The following is a 15,377-nucleotide window of genomic DNA, read 5'->3' on the forward strand; positions in this document are numbered from 1 at the left end:
GATAGTTCAACGTTAAGATCTTTTCCGAACCAGGAGGCGAGATGCGGGCATCACCTACCGATGCTGATTCGACCCACGCTCGGGAGCCCCGCGGCGCATCCTCGACTCTCGGAATCACCGCCGCGGCCGCACTGGCCCCCATTGTCTGGGGGACAACATATTTGGTGACCTCCGAGCTTCTCCCGCCGGATCGACCCATGACCGCCGGTGTTCTTCGCGCCGTTCCGGCGGGGCTGCTGCTTCTACTCATCTCACCGGGGATTCCAGGACGCGGTTGGCGACTGAAGACCACTGTCCTCGGCGTGTTGAACATCGGATTGTTCTTTCCGATGCTGTTCGTAGCGGCCTACCGGATTCCTGGAGGCACCGCAGCCGTCGTCGGTTCTGCGCAACCTCTCGTCATCATCGCGATGTTCACGGCGCTCGGGTGGGGACGCACGCGTCCTGTGCAGATCGGATGGGCCCTCGTCGCTGCAGTCGGGGTCGCGCTGACGACGATCTCGAGCACCGTTCGACTCGACGCGATCGGCCTCGCCGCCGCGGCCATCGGTACCGCCAGCATGGCGACCGGCATCGTCCTCACCAAGCGTTGGGGTGTGCCGCCGAACACCAATCCGCTCAATTCCACTGCGTGGCAACTACTCGTCGGCGGCATGGTGATCTTCCCGTTGATTCCGATCGTCGACGACGGTCCGTGGGCCATCGACGCCGAGGCTGTACTCGGCTACGCGTGGCTCTCGGTGATCGGCGGCGCGATGGCGTACGCGTTGTGGTTTCGCGGTGCCCGCGCGCTGCCCTCGGCAAGCATTTCCCTGCTCGGCGTCCTCAGTCCGCTCACCGCGGCCGCCCTCGGTTGGATCGTGTTGGGACAGAACATGACAGCGCTGCAATGCGCTGGTTTCGGCGTTGCACTCATCGGCTCGACAGCCGGACAGTTCATGCCGAGAAACACACGGTGACGGTTGGCCGCATACAGAGAATCCCGAGCGGGCGCTCGTATGAGCTCCCACCCGGGATCCGCTTCGACTCGACGGGCTACCGAGTCAGTAGTTCGTAGATCAGCAGGCCCGACAGAGACAGGATGGACAAGAAGCCGAGGACGCCGAGCGCGTTCTTCCACCACGTGTTTCGGAGATCCCCCATCAACTGACGGTTGTTACTCATCACGTAGAGCAGGAAGCCGAGGAACGGGGCCACCAGCACGGTCAGAGCCTGAGCGACGATGATCAGTTGGATCGGCGACGAGGTGAATACGATCGTGATCGCCAGGCCGAATGCCAGGATTGCAGCGCACGTCGCCTTTGCCGTCGGGGTACTCGGTGAGGCCCCTCGCCCCAGTGCGTCGGACAGCATCGTGCCGCCGGCGGTTGCGTTGGCGACCATGGACGAGAACGCAGCTCCCGACAATCCGAGCGCGAAGATCGTGGATCCGATGGGCCCCGCGATGGGTTCGAAGATCTTGGCGAGTCCGACCAGGGTTGCCGCTTCGGCGTTCTGACTCCCGAGAACGGCGGCGGCCACGACGATGACGAGTGCGGTCATGATGCCCGGAGCGACGATGCCGGGAATGGTGTCGGCGATGGAGGTTCGACGATATTCGTCTCTGGTACGGCCCCGCTCATGAATGCCGTAGGAGGTGAAGAACGCTGCGTTGAGCGAGAAGTTGGTGCCCACGAGAGCGACGATGAGCAGCATGCTTCCGGGAGGGGCACTGGGCATGACTCCGCTGAGTGCCATGTACCAGTCGGGCTTGGCAATGACTGCGCTGATGATGAACGCGGCACCGAGAAGTCCGACGATGACGAGCAGGACTCGCTCGACTATGCGATAGACGTTGCGGAACAACAGAATCAGTGCGACGAATACCGTGCACGCTATCGTCCAGATCAGCGGGGAGCCGCCGAAGACCATCGACAGCCCGAGCCCGGATCCGACGGCGTTGCCGACCGAGAAGCAGAGTGTGATGACGAAGACGCCGATTCCGGCTGCGACACCGACGCGCTGACCGAGGACGTCTTTGACCGAGCTGATCAACGACTTCGGCGTGCGTATACCCAGACGCACGCTCATGTCGGCGTAGACGAGCATGAACACCGTCGACAACACGACGACCCAGATCAACGCGTAGCCGTACTTGCTGCCTGCTTCGACCGCACTGGCCAGGTTTCCCGGGCCGAACTACCAGGCACCGGCGATGAAGGCGGGACCCGCCATGGCCAGCGTGCTCAAGACGGTCTTCCATCGATTCGACATGGCAGGCGGTCCGTCTGCGGTGATGGTGGACGCAGCTGGTGCCACCGGGGTCGTGCGGGGATGACTCATGACGAGCCTTTCTGGTGACGCTCCGTACTCGCTACTAGAGGCAGTGTGCCCTCGGCTCGACGCGGTGGGGAGCGGATACGAAAAGTACGAGCGAAGGTCGGTGTGCGGCATCGATGGCCACAGGAAGATGGCCATCGATGCCTACCGAGTGATCTGACGCGGTCTGATCCTGTGAAGGAACTCAGACCAGCGCGGGTACTACCGAGCCGAGGTTCGCGGAGTCGAGTGCTGCTGCGATCTCTTCGTGAGCGCCTGCGGCGAGTGGCAGCAGCGGCGAGCGGACGGTGGCGTGCTCGAGGATGCCGCGGTGGACCAGGCCTTCCTTGAGCGCGACGGTGCCCTCCATGTGAGATCCGCGGTGGTAGACGTTCGCGGTGACGGGCAGGAGTCGGTCGTGGATGGCGCGTGCGGCCGGGTAGTCCTTGGCCTTGCCTGCGGCGATGAGCTCGACGAGGGGTTCGGGAGCCAATCCGCCGTAGCCGACGAGGAGCCCGTCGACGTCGAACATGGTGTGCAGCAGGTACTCGTCGTGGCAGCTGAGGATCTGCAGGTCCGGGTTCTCCTTACGCAGAACCGGAATCTCACGGTCCCAGCGGCGCATGTTCCGAACACCGTTCTTCGTGGCGAAAACGCCCTCCTGAGCAGCGATTTCGAGCTGGGTGTCGAGGTTGTACGTCGCCTTGGTGACGTCCGGGTACTGGAACAGGATCAGAGGCAGGCCCGACCCTTCGTACAGTGCCTTGTAGCGGTCCTGCGGTGCGCCGTCCTGGTAGCCGAAGCGCAGCCAACCGTGCGACGGGTAGACCAGGCCGCCCGACGCACCCGCGTCGACTGCGCGCTTGGCTTCTTCGACCGACACGGCCGTACCTTCCCCGGTGATGCCGGCGATGATCGGAAGCTTTCCGTCGACCGAATCGCGAAAGGCACCGATCACTTTGGCCTGCTCGGTCTGGGTGAGGAACGTGCCTTCACCCGCGTGACCGAGGACGACGAGACTCTTGACGCCATCGACGCTGCCGAGCCAGGACCCGAGGCGCTGGATTGCGTCGTAGTCCACCTCGCCGTCGCGAGTGAACGGCGTGATCGGTGCCGGGCTGAGTCCGCGGAGATCGAGTGAATTCATGTTGTCGTCCTTCTCGAGAATTTGATGGGAACGTTGTCGGGAACGTTTGCATCACGCTAAGCCCACTGCCATGAATGTGTCAACCATCACCTTCGAGATGCAGAGTGACGGGCGTTTCTCTACGCCGGTGCAAACGTTCCTGGGACGTTTGCATGCGCCGCAGGCTGGCGATCTGTAAGTTCGGCCGTACCAGGAGTTCAACGAACAGTCAGGAACTGCACATGCGTTCCACCCGAAGCGGGCTCTCGACGGAGCGCACGGACGCCGTCACGCTGCGTGACGTCGCCAAGGCTGCCGGGGTGAGCATCTCGACCGTCAGCCGCGTGCTCGACGACCGTGTCGCACCGTCCCGATCCGCGACAGCCGTCCGGGTGCGCGAGATTGCCGAGCATCTGGGGTATCGGCGCAACACGTTCGCGTCGAATCTGCGGCGGGGTGCCACCGCCACCATCGGCGTCCTGGTGCCTCGCCTCTCGGACACCGTGATGGCGTTGATGTTCGAGGCCATCGACAGGGCTGCAGGCAAAGAGGGCTACCACGCCGTCGTCGCGACGAGCGGCGACGATCCCACCGACGAATGGAACGCCGCGCAGTCGCTTCTCGAGCGCAATGTCGATGGGGTCGTTCTCGCCACGAGCCGCACCGACGACCCCCTCCCCAGCCATCTCCGCGAGAACGGAATTCCGCACGTCCTGGTCTTGAGAACCGACGGCAAGAGCCCGTCCTCGATCGGCGACGACGAGACAGGCGGATATCTGGCGGTTCGTCACCTCATCGATCTCGGCCACACCGACATCGCAGTGCTGACAGGCCCTCTGTTCACCTCCAGCGCCGTCGGCCGTCTGGCGGGCGCGCACAAGGCATTTGCCGAAGCCGGCCTGCAACAGCGCCCGGAGTGGACTATCGAGACCGGCTATGGAATCGAAGCCGGTGCACGCGCAGGACACGATCTGCTCGACGGCACAGGCCGCCCGACCGCCGTGTTCGCCGCCAACGACAACCTCGCCCTCGGAGTGTTGTCGGCAGCGCACCGACATAATCTTGCTGTCGGAGAGGATCTTTCGCTCGTCGGTTACAACGACATCCCGCTCGCCCAACTGTTGCCGGTCCCCCTGACATCGGTTCGCACCGCATTCGACCAGATCGCGCGAACCGCAATGGAGATACTGCTCAACGGTGACGACGGCTCGACTCCCCTGAAAATGGCGCTCCCGACGCTGATTCCGCGCCAATCATCGAGCCGCGCGGCGCGATGAGTGCATGAGCGTCATTGTCTCGGTTGAGCCCTCCCGCATGGTCGGGGTGATCGACGTGATGCCGGTTGCCCTGTGGGCTGAAGCGATTGCAGGCCGAATCGGGTGCAGCTGACCGCGGTGAGCGCGGTCAGCTGCACCCGATTCCGGCTGTCAGCGGGCTCCGAAGTGTCTACCTTCGGATCTCGATCGAAGAACCGGTTTGCCTCGTCGTTCTCGAACCCGGGACACTGGGGTGCCCACCCATGTTGGCGTACAACGCTTTCCACCCGGCCGTGAATGCGTCGAACATATTTCGGGCACGAAGCTCCCGGCGAACAGAAGTGCAGCGGCGGGTCGCCCCTCTCCGTCGGCGAACAGACGTCGGGCCACGTCTGTTGAATTCGCGACAATCCCGCTACGATCCTCGGTACATCAGACCGACCGGTCTCGAACATGGAGGATCACATGCCGTATCTCGGTTTGCTGGTGATGTTGCTGTGGGTGTTCTGTCTGATCGACGTGATCACGGCCGACGACGGTGGAGTGCGATTCCTCCCGAAGATCGTGTGGCTGCTGTTGGTGGTGTTTCTCCCGCTCGCCGGCTCGTTGGCGTGGCTGTTCGCGGGTCGTCCGATCGGGGGTGGAATCTGGGGAGGTCCCGGCGGCGGCAACCGGCGGGCGATCAATTCTGCGTTTCCGGAGTACGAAACGCGCCCCGGTCGTCAGGCCGCGCAGAATCCAGATGCCGATGCGGAATTTCTTCGGCAGTGTCGAGAGCGCGCAGAAGAGCAACGTCGACTCGAGCGCGAGCGCCGCAAGCGAGATCTCGGATTCTGATCAGTGTGCCTGGATCGACGGCGACTCGATGGTGCCCCATCGCGAGGGTGGCAGAACGATCAGGCGCGCTTTGCCGATGACATTTCCAACGGGCACCGTGCCGCCCAGTTCGTCTTTGCGGTGGGCTCTGGAATCGGCTGAGCCGCTGCGGTTGTCGCCCATCATCCAGAGATTGCCGGTGAGCACGGTGACCGGCCCGAAGCAGCGTCCGGATCGGGGCGCCGTCTCGCAGGTGAGCGTGTTCTCGACGAACGGGAAGTCCATGACGACGTACGGCTCGTCGAGTGGCTGACCATCCACCTCGACGCGACCCTGCGCATCGCAGCACTGCACGGTTTGCCCACCGGTGGCGATGACGCGTTTGACGAGGTCGTTCTCGTCGGGTGCAACCAGTCCAGCCCACGAACCGGCGTCCTGCAGCGCTTTCGCTATCGGGTTGGTCGACCGCGAGGAGCTGTACCCGACGTTCCACGACGAGGTCGGCGCACGGAACACCACCACATCACCTGGTTGCGGGTCACCGAAGCGAAAGGTCATCTTGTCCACGACGATCCGATCGCCCGTGCATCCCGCACACCCGTGCAGCGTCGGTTCCATGGACTCGGACGGTATGAAGTACACGCGGCCGACGAACGTCTGCAGAGAAACGCTCAACACCAGCGCAACGACGACGAGGACGGTGATCTCGCGAAGCCAGGACGGGATTCTGCGTCGCTGAGGATCGCGTGCCTTTGTCATCCTGGCAGCCTAGAGCCAGGCAGTTGCGTAACGTACTGAGCATGTTGTTTCTGGGTCTTGTCATCGCTGTCCTCGGCGCGGTGATGATGACCGTCGCGACGAGACAGCTGTCGCGCGTCAACGAAGGCCACCATCTTCCGATGATCATCGGAAGATTCGCGGTCCGTTCCCCGTTCGCAACGGCAGCGCTTCGAGTGGGAGCTCAAACTGCAGCCCTCATCGCTGCGCTGATCGTCATGAATGCGACGTGGGATTACACCGCGCCCTGGCCCTCGATCATTGCCGTCGTCACAACTCTCGTTGCACCAGTTGCAATTCCAGTCATTGCCATAACCTCGACGCACAATCGGTGCCTACCGGCCCCGGCACAGTGACCATCCGGGACATCACGGACTCACGAGGTCGAGACGGACCGGGTAGACCCGGAATCGACGGCACGGTCGAAGATGGCCGTCACTCGACGATCAAATGCATGCCGGCACGGTAGCAAGCCGATTCAGTGGTGCGCCATCGGCTTTCGTCAGCTCGAAGGACACGTTCCGAACCGCTGGCGGCCTCGGCGAGCATCGGTCCATACTGTTCCGGTGCGAAGAGCCGGATTCGGAGCCATCACCCTGGTTGCCTTCGGTTGCGCCTGCGCACCCGTCGAAGTCGACGAACCCCGGCTTCCGATTGCATCTATTCGATCGACTCAGTTCGCCGCTCCCCCGTCGCCTGTCACCGATGCCGTTCCCAGCGCCGAGCAGTTGACTGCCTTGCTTGCAGCCAGCCTGAACTACTCGGTACAGGAGGAGGACCGGGCGCGACTGTTCGACGGACCCAGCGAAGGCAACGTGTCGCTTGCGCGCGCGTGGGGTGCGCAACCGGATCCGCAACACATCGATTTCACGACAGTCGCATTCACCGGCCCGGACACAGTCGATGCGAGCGGGACGGGATCTTTTCGTGGCCTCGAACCCTATTCGGTCGGTCCCATCCCCTTCGTGCGGTTCGACAACGAGTGGAAGGTCTCCCGTGCCTTCGCCTGCGGAGTGGTCAGAGCCTTCGATGGACCCGATGCATGCGAGTGAACGCGATCGGTCGCACCACACTCGAAACCGAACTCAGCGCGTCTGGACGTTCTCACTGACCGGATTACCGAAACGGGAGGGCGCGAGAACATACGCGAATGCGTAGCTCACCGATGTCAGTGTTCCGAGCACTATCAACGACTCCGGGTGCAGAGATGGATTTCCCGAGGCCGCCTCGGTCCATGCGAGCAGTCCGCCAACCACCAGCATCACGGCCGCTGCCGAACACAGCGCGAAACGGTGCCTCCATCGGTTGCGAGTCCGCGGCGGCCAGAACGCCGCAGTCCGCACTGCGTAGTGCCCACCTGCGACCGCGACCAAGCCGACCATCAGTCCGAACACTCCGCCGATCACAGCCGGGAGGGTCAGGTCCCACCACCGACCGTTGGCACTCGACCAAATGAGGACCGCAGCCGTGCACGCACCGCTGGCCGCCGCCACGCACAGCTCCTTGGCGACCCATTCCATGCGAATGACTCAAACACACAGCTCCACGTCGATTGAATCCGGTGCAGCCAGCCGCGCTGAGCGCGGTCCATTGCACCCGATTCGCACTGTGGAACCGCTCCGGCGCAGTGAACGTCCAAGTGGACATGCTCGATGAATGGTTGGCACAGCACGACGGCGTGATCACCCGCGCGCAGGCGGCGATGTGCGGCCTGAGCGGCGATGCTGTGGACCGCTCGGTGCGAGCGGGTGCGTGGCGAACGATTCGTCGCGGGGTGTATTTCGTCGTCGATCGCCCGTTCACTGCGGACGCGCGCATTCGATGCGTTGTGTGGGGTGCTGGACCGAACGCTGTGCTCAGCGGGGAAGCCGCGGCCTTCTGGCACCGGGTGATCACCGACGCACCGAGCATCATCGAAGTCACCACCCCACGCAAAGGGCGAAGCCGCGCCGAGGGATGCCGACTCCGCCGCCGCGATATCCACAGCAAGGACATCGTCGAGCGCCGCGGGCTTCAGGTCACGTCTCTCGAACTCACCGTTCTCGAAGCCTCGATAGGCAAGGCGCACATCATGGATCGGGCACTTCAGCGACACACCGACCTCGGGCGATTGCAGCGAGCCCATGCGCGAAACCCGGGTCGCACCGGCGCTCCCGAGGCGAAGCGGCTGCTGAAAGTAGCAGCGAACGGTGCCCGCTCGGAGGGAGAGCGTCTCTTGATCGGAGAGTTCCGGGCCCGCAAGATCAGCGGCTGGGTGGTCAACTATCGATGGGGCGAGTACGAACTCGACATCGCGTTCCTGGCCGAGATGCTGGCCATCGAGATCGACGGCTGGGCATTCCACTCCGATCACGATGCATTCCAACGGGATCGGAGCAGGCAGAACGGCATCAGCCCGAGCTGGACGATCCTTCGCTACACCTGGGCCGACCTGACCGAACGCATAGATCACGTGATCGCCGAAATTACCGAAACCCTTGATCGAATCCGGTGCAGCCAGCCGCGCTGAGCGCGGTCAGCTGCACCCGATTTGGCCGCCGCGAGGATCATCAGAGCACCCTCCCAAGACATCGTCAGCGTCGCGAACTATCCGGTATCGTGAAGGAAACGGGCAAAATGGACCACGCCAGGTCGGAGGCCGAGATGCAGAAGCCGTTTCGCGAGTGGGTCATGACCGGCGCACTCAGCAAGAAGTGCGGCGCAACCCGAGCCGATTACATCAATGCGCTTGCCCTGGTCCCCGCAGTCGGTCTCGGCTTCCTCCTGATGCACTTGATGATCAACTCGGGCTCGACAGCTCTCGATACTGCAGCAGGATGCCTGGGCGGTGCCATCACCGGATTCCTGTATCTCTACCTGGCCTACCGGGTCGATTCACGCAAGAAACGCGGACCTGCCCCCACGCCGCCACTCGGTGCTCGGCCGACGCGTCTTTGAGATACACCGGTCCGGCGGATCGATGCGCCTCTGTTGCACTCTGACCGACTGAAACCCACATCGATCCGGATCTCAGGCGCGCTTGGACAAGTACATTCGCTCGTCTGCCATTCGTAGCAGTTGGTCCGGGTCGGCGGCCGGTTCCCAGCTCCATCCGACGCTCACCGAGACCGGGATGTCGGTGCCGTCGATGTCGTAGGGGCCGGCGAGGAGTCCGCGAACTCGGTCGGCGAGGCATTCGACACCGTTGCGTGAGCGGGCACTGCGCAGGAGGACGACGAATTCGTCTCCGCCGATACGGCAGGCGACGTCATCGGAGCGGGTGTTGTCCAGGATGCGACGGCCGATTGCCTGGAGTACTCGATCCCCCACCGCGTGTCCGAATCGGTCGTTGATGGACTTGAATGCGTCGACGTCGACGAAGAGCACTCCCACCGGACGACCGTCGGCGGAGTCCTTCATCGCATGCAACTCGGACATCAGGCGTCGGCGATTGGCCAGTGAGGTGAGGTCATCGATCAGCACCTGGCGTTCGAGTGATGCCTCGGCAGCTTTGCGTGCGGTGATGTCCTGGATCTGCGCGATGATCACGTCGCCGGATTCGTCGTCGCGCACCACGGTCACGTTGCGCTGCACCCAGATCGTGGCACCGTCCTTGCGGATGTATCGCTTCTCCGACGCCACGTTCGTCAGCGTCCCTTCGGCCAATCCCTTGAGGTGTTCGTCGGCGAGGGGAATGTCGTCGGGATGGGTGATGTCGCGAAAGGTTTTCTGTCGCAATTCTTCTGCGGTGTAGCCGAGCAATTCGCACAGGGCCTTGTTCACCTGGAGCCATCGTCCGTCGCGGGTCATCACCGCTTTGCCGATCGGGGCGTTCTCCATCACGTTCTGGAACAGCCGGATCGCGCGATCGCGCTCACGCTCGACCTCGGCGCGCGCGCTGACGTCGACGACCAACGCGGTGAACCCGACGACGACACCGTCGACGATATCGGGAACGTAGGTGGCCTGAGTAACGCGCACAGCACCGTTGACGTCGATGAGGGTCCGGTCGAACTGCTGCTGCTCACCGGCGAGGACGCCGGTGATGTACGGCAGGTTCAATTCGTACAGCGTCTCACCGAGCAAATCTCGGATGTGCTTGCCGACCAAGTCCTGAGGTTCGATTCCGAAGAAATCCGCATACACGCGGTTGGCGAACACATTCCGGAGCGCGCTGTCCCAGTATCCGATCATCGACGGCAACCGATCGACGGCACGGCGCATCACCTCGTTCGATGCGTTTCGCGTAACGGTCATGAACCACCTCACTTGTGACGCCGACCGTTGAACGGTACCGAAATATATCGCGATCGGCCTGCAACACGAACATCGATCCCATCAGTGCGCAAGTGCGCACATGTGTGTACGTTGAATCCATGCTTCGCGCCAACATCGCTTTTCGACGCCTCTTCACCGCGCAGGTCGTCGCGTTGCTGGGCACCGGACTGCTCACGGTCGCGTTGGGGCTGCTCGCCTACGACATCGCAGGCAGTGCCGCAGGCGCTGTGCTCGGCACCGCTCTGGCGATCAAGATGATCGCGTATGTGTTTGTCGCTCCGATTGTTTCGTCACTGACCAGCATGCTTCCCCGCAGGTTCGTGCTCGTCACCGCCGACGTCGTCAGAGCACTCACCGCGCTGGCGTTGCCCTTCGTCGATCAGGTGTGGCAGGTATACGTGCTGATCTTCGTGCTGCAGGCCGCGTCGGCCACCTTCACTCCCACCTTTCAGGCCGTCATTCCGTCCGTGGTGCCCGACGCGCAGCAGTACACCCGCGCGTTGACTCTCTCGCGACTCGCCTACGACCTCGAATCTCTGGTCAGCCCACTCATCGCCGCAGCCCTGTTGACCGTCATCGGCTTCCACACGCTGTTCGTCGGCACAGCCCTGGGGTTCGTCGCCTCCGCGGCACTGGTGCTCGGCACCGCATTACCGAGACACCTCGCAACCAAGGCCCGAAGACCGACCTCGGGCATCGCGACGTTCCTCAGAAATCCCGAACTACAGGGACTGCTCGCGTTGAACACGGTGGTTGCTGCAGCGACGGCTCTCGTGGTGGTCAACTCCGTGGTCTATGTCCGCGATCTGTTCGGCGGATCGAGCAGCCAGCTGGCCATCGCTCTCGGCGTCTACGGTGCCGGTTCGATGGTGGCGGCACTGTTCATCCCGCGAGCCCTCGGATCCATCAGCGATCACACCCTCATGCTCACCGGGGCGGCAGTAGCCGTGACCGGAACTGCCGCAGCAACACTGGTGGCCACCCTGCACGGAGGGTCGGCCGCCTGGGTTGCACTGGCCACGACATGGGCGCTGCTGGGCGTCGGGACGTCGATGATCAACACGCCGTCGGCGAGGATTCTGCGTCGTGAATCCGACGAGAGCACTCGGACGTCCATCTTCACAGCGCAGTTCTCGCTGTCGCACGCGGCGTTTCTGCTCACCTATCCGATTGCGGGTTGGGTCGGTGCCCGGTTCGGGCTGTTCACCGCGGCGATGGTGCTCACGGGCTTGGCTACACTTGCGGCACTGTCCGCAGCACGCCTGTGGAGTCGCTCCCGAATGTCGGTGGTCGTCTCCGCGTAGGGAGACGACGTTCGATGCCACCGAAGAAGGAACCGCGCATCAGTCTCGACCATGCCGTCGAACCGGACTCCGCCCGCCTGGCCACGGCCAGCGACACCTTTCGGATGCTCTCGGACCCCACCCGACTGCACATCCTCTGGCTACTCGACCGAGGCCCCGCCGACGTCAGCGCATTGACCACGGCCACCGGAACCTCCCGCACCGCCGTCAGCCAGCATCTGGCCAAGCTCCGATTCACCGGACTCGTCGAGACCCGACGCGACGGCCGCAACGTCATCTACAGCCTGGCCGACGGTCACCTCGCCCGTCTCGTGCGTGAGGGCCTCAACTTCGCCGACCACAAGGTCACCGGCGAGCCCCCGCACGAATAACCCTGCATTACAACAAGAAAGCACCCGATGAAACGCCTGGCCGTTATCGCAGCCGCCTTACTCACCGCGACGGCACTGTCGGTCGCCCCGGCAGCTGCTCATGCGTCTCTGCAGTCCAGCAATCCTGCCGAGAACTCCATGCTCGACGCCGCGCCGGACGAGGTGACCCTGACGTTCAATCAGTCCGTGCAGTCGAACTTCGCCACCGTCACCGTCATCGCACCCGATGGGATCGATTGGGCAGCATCGGATCCCGTCGTCGACGGCAGCACGGTGACCGTAGATCTGGACGGGCTCGGCGCTGCGGGTGAGTACAACATCGGCTACCGAGTGGTCTCCGCCGACGGGCATCCGATCACCGGCAGCATCCCGTTCCAACTCACCCAGGCGTCTCCGACGTCGGCGGCGACCGCAGCAGCGGCGGCCCCAGCCCCTACCGAAACAACACCGACCGCCGCCGCGGAAGACACCGAAGACAGCAGCGGCTTTCCGATCTGGATCATCGCGGTGGTCGTCGTCGCTGTGGGTGCGGCCGGTGTTCTGTTCGCGCTTCGCAAACGCAGCAACTGACAGCCTCGACCAGTGCGGACGTGAGAACATGCAGCATGAGTGACGGTGGCCCACGCCCGAAGTCCGATGGCCGTAAGCGGCGTTGGGAACAGCACAACACCGATCGTCGACGCCATATCATCGACGCCGCCATGACGGTGCTGGCGCGCGACATCGCACCCGGTGAGCGGCTCACCACCGCTCAGATTTCCGCCGAGGCCGGGGTGCATCGCACCGGTCTGTACCGGCATTTCCGTGATCGCACCGACTTGGATACGGCCATTCAGCGGGCCATCTGCTCGGAGTTGACGGCCACGTTGGTCACGTCGTTCGCGTTGACCGGAACACCTCGCGATGTGGTCCATCGTGTGGTGAGCACCTACGTGCGGTGGGTTGCCGAGCATCCCGCGTGGACGCGTTTCGTCGAGCAGGACGTCAGTGCCGAGGCACCGACTCCCCTCGAGGAGACCAACGCAATGCTGGCCGAGCAGTTGGAGGTGAGCGTCGCCGCGTTCCTGGCGCTCGTGCACGCGGACCTGACCGCCGACGATTGGTCGCTGGTGCGGCCGTGGGTGGCGGGCCTGGTCTCCGGCTGCATGGGTGCGGTGCGCAGTTGGAGCGGGCAGACCGAATCACGGACCGGCCTCGATCATTTCGCCACGTTCCTGGCCGACACCATCTGGCTGCAGGTCAAGGGACTCGGAGCGTCCCGCGGGATCGCGATCCCGCAGGTGCCCCTCGAAAGCGTCGTCGAGGAAACTCAGCCGAACGACGGCTCACTGCGGTAGCGCGAGGGGCGTCCGTCGATACCGAGGGCGCGCCAGACGCGTCGGGACACGCGGTTCATCAGTCCGAGCTCACCCGCCAGCATTCGGACGTCACCGAATGTGTCGCGCAACGCCTTTCGTGACGGTTCGCTGTTCCACCACACGGCGTCGACGACGTCGTCGGGGATGGCGAGGTCGCGTCGCATCTGCTTGCTGGGCTTCATGATCATGTCGCACAGGATTCGCATGATGACGGGCATGAGCACCGAGATCGACGCCTTCTGAACGCGTCCGAGCCGCGGTGCCTTGTGCTTGAGGTACTGGTGCGCGAAGCCGATGTGCCGCGCCTCTTCGGCGATGTGGATCTGCATCACGCGCATCACCAGAGGGTGCCCCACCGCACCGCTGCGCAGAATTCCCTTCTGCATGTGGTCGATCGGCTCCTCTCCTGCGAGGACGCCGACGAAGAATCCGAACGGTGCCGATCGGCTCGCGAACAGTGCGAGCACCGGCACGATCTTGCGGAACCACGCGGGCCCGCCCGGTACGTCGATGCCGATACGGTTCACCAGTTCCTGGAACATCTGGGTGTGGTGGCACTCTTCGGTCGCCTCGTGCGTCGAGTACCGGAATTCGGGTGAATCGTTCGGCAGCGTGAGGGCGTAGTGCATGAGTCCGCTGATGAGGATCTGCTCGAACTGCAGGCCGACCTTGACCATGCTGGCCTGGCGATACATGCCGATGCGGATCTGCTCGTCCAGGGGACGCGACTTGTACCAGTCGGTGTGGCCGAGCGGATCCTCGTCGGGAAGTACCCAGCGTGGATCGTTGGGGACGATCGCGTACTCGGGCTCATCCCACGGGATGTCGAGGAAGGCGTCGAAGTGCTGGTGCACCGATGCCGTCGACAGTGCATGCAGGTTGTCTCGGTAGAGCGTTCGTGCGTCGTCGACTGCAGTCATGGTGGCCCTTCCGCCTGCGTCCGAACAATGTGTACGCAACACAGCGTCACACATAAAATGCGTTAGTGCAACGGACCGTCGCAGATAAAACGGAAATTCTCTTCGAAACGACGAAACCGGCCGACCGCTGTGCGATCGACCGGCCTCGGGGAGGGTCACGTCACCAGTACGGCAACACCATCACAACAAATCCGACGCCGACGATGATGCCGAGAATTCCGGTGCCGACGGCCAAGGCGGTGTCGGAGCGTTCGGCTCGCTCCCCGGCGAGATCGGGGCTGCGATCGGCCCAGAGCGCGGAAGCGACGGCGATCAGTCCTGCCGCGATGCCGAGCCCGGCAGCCCAGAACGAGACGATCGACAGCGCGCCGAACATGACGGCGATCTCGGTCACCTGAGCGCGGGTACGGATGCGTCGGTTCCACCACTTCGGTGGCATGTCGTCGTCCGAATCACGTGTATCGAAATGGGGAGAGGTGACGGTCACTGCGGACTCCTTTCGAGTGAGAATGTGCCTCCATTTTGGCACTCGCCGGTTGAGAGTGCCAATCCCCTGCTCCACTCGACGACGGTCGGCGCAGCCCGAGGCGGTCGACGCAGCCCTTGGCGCACCGGCGATTTGGATTGATCTTTCTGAACTAACCAAAGGACCTCGCTGCATGCCGCCCAATTCCTGGGATCCATGTCGATCGAACAGACTATTGCAATAAACGCGCTCCACTGATTCCCATTGCGCTACCGATACTTTCGATCGAACTACGCGACACAGAAGACCCCTTCTCTGTAGGCTCTCGCTTCCGAGAGTGCACTGCCTGTTCGAACCCTGAGGAGCCGTCGAGTATGAACCCGAGTCAAGAGGTAGATCTGCTCACCTTGATCGACTCGATACAGCGA

At 63.4% G+C, this 15,377-nt stretch carries 20 protein-coding genes; 13 read left to right on the plus strand and 7 right to left on the minus strand.

What is annotated here, in order from left to right; translation table 11 throughout:
* The first annotated feature begins 41 nt into the window (after positions 1-41).
* A complete protein-coding gene (locus tag CH302_RS02955; RefSeq protein ID WP_052047929.1) occupies positions 42-959 on the plus strand; it encodes an EamA family transporter in 918 nt (305 codons plus the stop codon).
* A 76-nt stretch (positions 960-1,035) separates the two neighbouring features.
* On the opposite strand, the gene CH302_RS02960 is transcribed toward CH302_RS02955, so the two are convergent.
* Positions 1,036-2,121 (minus strand): Nramp family divalent metal transporter, encoded by a 1,086-nt coding sequence (locus tag CH302_RS02960; RefSeq protein WP_230596385.1) that lies wholly within the window; start codon positions 2,119-2,121, stop codon positions 1,036-1,038.
* A 13-nt stretch (positions 2,122-2,134) separates the two neighbouring features.
* Here CH302_RS02960 and CH302_RS29900 point away from each other — a divergent pair, with 13 nt between their 5' ends.
* Positions 2,135-2,317, plus strand: coding sequence for a hypothetical protein (locus tag CH302_RS29900; RefSeq protein ID WP_176460621.1), 183 nt, complete (start codon positions 2,135-2,137; stop codon positions 2,315-2,317).
* 3 nt (positions 2,318-2,320) lie between these two features.
* Positions 2,321-2,479 (plus strand): hypothetical protein, encoded by a 159-nt coding sequence (locus CH302_RS29905; protein ID WP_155292947.1) that lies wholly within the window; start codon positions 2,321-2,323, stop codon positions 2,477-2,479.
* A gap of 24 nt (positions 2,480-2,503) precedes the next feature.
* Here CH302_RS29905 and CH302_RS02965 read toward each other — a convergent pair whose 3' ends face one another.
* Complete coding sequence (locus CH302_RS02965; RefSeq protein ID WP_037193826.1) at positions 2,504-3,445, minus strand: dihydrodipicolinate synthase family protein; 942 nt, start codon at positions 3,443-3,445, stop codon at positions 2,504-2,506.
* A 221-nt stretch (positions 3,446-3,666) separates the two neighbouring features.
* Here CH302_RS02965 and CH302_RS02970 point away from each other — a divergent pair, with 221 nt between their 5' ends.
* Both CH302_RS02970 and CH302_RS02975 read left to right on the plus strand, forming a co-directional pair.
* Positions 3,667-4,701 carry a LacI family DNA-binding transcriptional regulator gene (locus CH302_RS02970; protein ID WP_052047928.1) on the plus strand — a complete coding sequence of 345 codons (1,035 nt, stop codon included), beginning with the start codon at positions 3,667-3,669 and terminating at the stop codon, positions 4,699-4,701.
* A 444-nt stretch (positions 4,702-5,145) separates the two neighbouring features.
* Positions 5,146-5,517, plus strand: coding sequence for a PLD nuclease N-terminal domain-containing protein (locus CH302_RS02975; RefSeq protein WP_037194160.1), 372 nt, complete (start codon positions 5,146-5,148; stop codon positions 5,515-5,517).
* On the opposite strand, the gene lepB is transcribed toward CH302_RS02975, so the two are convergent.
* Positions 5,518-6,255, minus strand: a complete 738-nt coding sequence (gene lepB / locus CH302_RS02980; protein WP_037193824.1) for a signal peptidase I — start codon at positions 6,253-6,255, stop codon at positions 5,518-5,520.
* A gap of 41 nt (positions 6,256-6,296) precedes the next feature.
* Between lepB and CH302_RS02985 the strand changes: the two genes are divergently transcribed.
* On the plus strand, positions 6,297-6,629 hold the full coding sequence (locus tag CH302_RS02985) for a hypothetical protein (protein WP_037193822.1): 333 nt from the start codon (positions 6,297-6,299) through the stop codon (positions 6,627-6,629).
* 210 nt (positions 6,630-6,839) lie between these two features.
* Entirely contained in the window at positions 6,840-7,325 is a 486-nt protein-coding gene (locus CH302_RS02990) for a hypothetical protein (RefSeq protein WP_037193820.1), read from the plus strand.
* 33 nt (positions 7,326-7,358) lie between these two features.
* Here the strand turns inward: CH302_RS02990 and CH302_RS02995 are convergent, their stop codons facing one another.
* Positions 7,359-7,793, minus strand: a complete 435-nt coding sequence (locus tag CH302_RS02995; protein WP_037193819.1) for a hypothetical protein — start codon at positions 7,791-7,793, stop codon at positions 7,359-7,361.
* A gap of 41 nt (positions 7,794-7,834) precedes the next feature.
* Here CH302_RS02995 and CH302_RS03000 point away from each other — a divergent pair, with 41 nt between their 5' ends.
* Positions 7,835-8,782: a type IV toxin-antitoxin system AbiEi family antitoxin domain-containing protein gene (locus tag CH302_RS03000; protein ID WP_369679433.1), complete on the plus strand. Its 948-nt coding sequence runs from the start codon at positions 7,835-7,837 to the stop codon at positions 8,780-8,782.
* Between the two features lie 107 nt (positions 8,783-8,889).
* On the plus strand, positions 8,890-9,210 hold the full coding sequence (locus tag CH302_RS03005) for a hypothetical protein (RefSeq protein ID WP_037193817.1): 321 nt from the start codon (positions 8,890-8,892) through the stop codon (positions 9,208-9,210).
* Positions 9,211-9,282: 72 nt separating this feature from the next.
* Here CH302_RS03005 and CH302_RS03010 read toward each other — a convergent pair whose 3' ends face one another.
* Complete coding sequence (locus tag CH302_RS03010) at positions 9,283-10,509, minus strand: GGDEF domain-containing protein (protein ID WP_141216591.1); 1,227 nt, start codon at positions 10,507-10,509, stop codon at positions 9,283-9,285.
* 119 nt (positions 10,510-10,628) lie between these two features.
* Here CH302_RS03010 and CH302_RS03015 point away from each other — a divergent pair, with 119 nt between their 5' ends.
* Genes CH302_RS03015 through CH302_RS03030 form a run of 4 tightly spaced genes read left to right on the plus strand, consistent with a single transcriptional unit; the run spans position 10,629 to position 13,542 of the window.
* Positions 10,629-11,834, plus strand: a complete 1,206-nt coding sequence (locus CH302_RS03015) for an MFS transporter (RefSeq protein ID WP_037194156.1) — start codon at positions 10,629-10,631, stop codon at positions 11,832-11,834.
* Positions 11,835-11,848: 14 nt separating this feature from the next.
* Positions 11,849-12,205, plus strand: coding sequence for an ArsR/SmtB family transcription factor (locus tag CH302_RS03020; protein WP_037193813.1), 357 nt, complete (start codon positions 11,849-11,851; stop codon positions 12,203-12,205).
* Positions 12,206-12,232: 27 nt separating this feature from the next.
* On the plus strand, positions 12,233-12,775 hold the full coding sequence (locus CH302_RS03025; protein WP_037193811.1) for a copper resistance CopC family protein: 543 nt from the start codon (positions 12,233-12,235) through the stop codon (positions 12,773-12,775).
* A 35-nt stretch (positions 12,776-12,810) separates the two neighbouring features.
* Entirely contained in the window at positions 12,811-13,542 is a 732-nt protein-coding gene (locus CH302_RS03030) for a TetR/AcrR family transcriptional regulator (protein ID WP_052047927.1), read from the plus strand.
* Here CH302_RS03030 and CH302_RS03035 read toward each other — a convergent pair.
* Positions 13,515-14,483, minus strand: coding sequence for an AurF N-oxygenase family protein (locus CH302_RS03035; RefSeq protein ID WP_037193809.1), 969 nt, complete (start codon positions 14,481-14,483; stop codon positions 13,515-13,517). The two genes, CH302_RS03030 and CH302_RS03035, sit on opposite strands and share 28 nt — an antisense overlap.
* Positions 14,484-14,643: 160 nt before the next feature.
* Positions 14,644-14,970, minus strand: coding sequence for a hypothetical protein (locus CH302_RS03040; RefSeq protein WP_052047926.1), 327 nt, complete (start codon positions 14,968-14,970; stop codon positions 14,644-14,646).
* Positions 14,971-15,377 lie beyond the last annotated feature (407 nt).

This window comes from Rhodococcus sp. 15-2388-1-1a, assembly GCF_002259145.1.
Lineage (GTDB): Bacteria > Actinomycetota > Actinomycetes > Mycobacteriales > Mycobacteriaceae > Rhodococcoides.

Excerpts from the sequence above, each read along its gene's own strand:
- CH302_RS02955 (WP_052047929.1), top strand. The coding sequence starts at position 42 with ATGCGGGCATCACCTACCGATGCTGATTCGACCCACGCTCGGGAGCCC.
- CH302_RS29905 (WP_155292947.1), top strand. The coding sequence starts at position 2,321 with ATGACGAGCCTTTCTGGTGACGCTCCGTACTCGCTACTAGAGGCAGTG.
- CH302_RS02965 (WP_037193826.1), bottom strand. The coding sequence starts at position 3,445 with ATGAATTCACTCGATCTCCGCGGACTCAGCCCGGCACCGATCACGCCG.
- CH302_RS02970 (WP_052047928.1), top strand. The coding sequence starts at position 3,667 with ATGCGTTCCACCCGAAGCGGGCTCTCGACGGAGCGCACGGACGCCGTC.
- CH302_RS02975 (WP_037194160.1), top strand. The coding sequence starts at position 5,146 with ATGCCGTATCTCGGTTTGCTGGTGATGTTGCTGTGGGTGTTCTGTCTG.
- lepB (WP_037193824.1), bottom strand. The coding sequence starts at position 6,255 with ATGACAAAGGCACGCGATCCTCAGCGACGCAGAATCCCGTCCTGGCTT.
- CH302_RS02985 (WP_037193822.1), top strand. The coding sequence starts at position 6,297 with ATGTTGTTTCTGGGTCTTGTCATCGCTGTCCTCGGCGCGGTGATGATG.
- CH302_RS02995 (WP_037193819.1), bottom strand. The coding sequence starts at position 7,793 with ATGGAATGGGTCGCCAAGGAGCTGTGCGTGGCGGCGGCCAGCGGTGCG.
- CH302_RS03005 (WP_037193817.1), top strand. The coding sequence starts at position 8,890 with ATGGACCACGCCAGGTCGGAGGCCGAGATGCAGAAGCCGTTTCGCGAG.
- CH302_RS03010 (WP_141216591.1), bottom strand. The coding sequence starts at position 10,509 with ATGACCGTTACGCGAAACGCATCGAACGAGGTGATGCGCCGTGCCGTC.
- CH302_RS03015 (WP_037194156.1), top strand. The coding sequence starts at position 10,629 with ATGCTTCGCGCCAACATCGCTTTTCGACGCCTCTTCACCGCGCAGGTC.
- CH302_RS03020 (WP_037193813.1), top strand. The coding sequence starts at position 11,849 with ATGCCACCGAAGAAGGAACCGCGCATCAGTCTCGACCATGCCGTCGAA.
- CH302_RS03025 (WP_037193811.1), top strand. The coding sequence starts at position 12,233 with ATGAAACGCCTGGCCGTTATCGCAGCCGCCTTACTCACCGCGACGGCA.
- CH302_RS03030 (WP_052047927.1), top strand. The coding sequence starts at position 12,811 with ATGAGTGACGGTGGCCCACGCCCGAAGTCCGATGGCCGTAAGCGGCGT.
- CH302_RS03035 (WP_037193809.1), bottom strand. The coding sequence starts at position 14,483 with ATGACTGCAGTCGACGACGCACGAACGCTCTACCGAGACAACCTGCAT.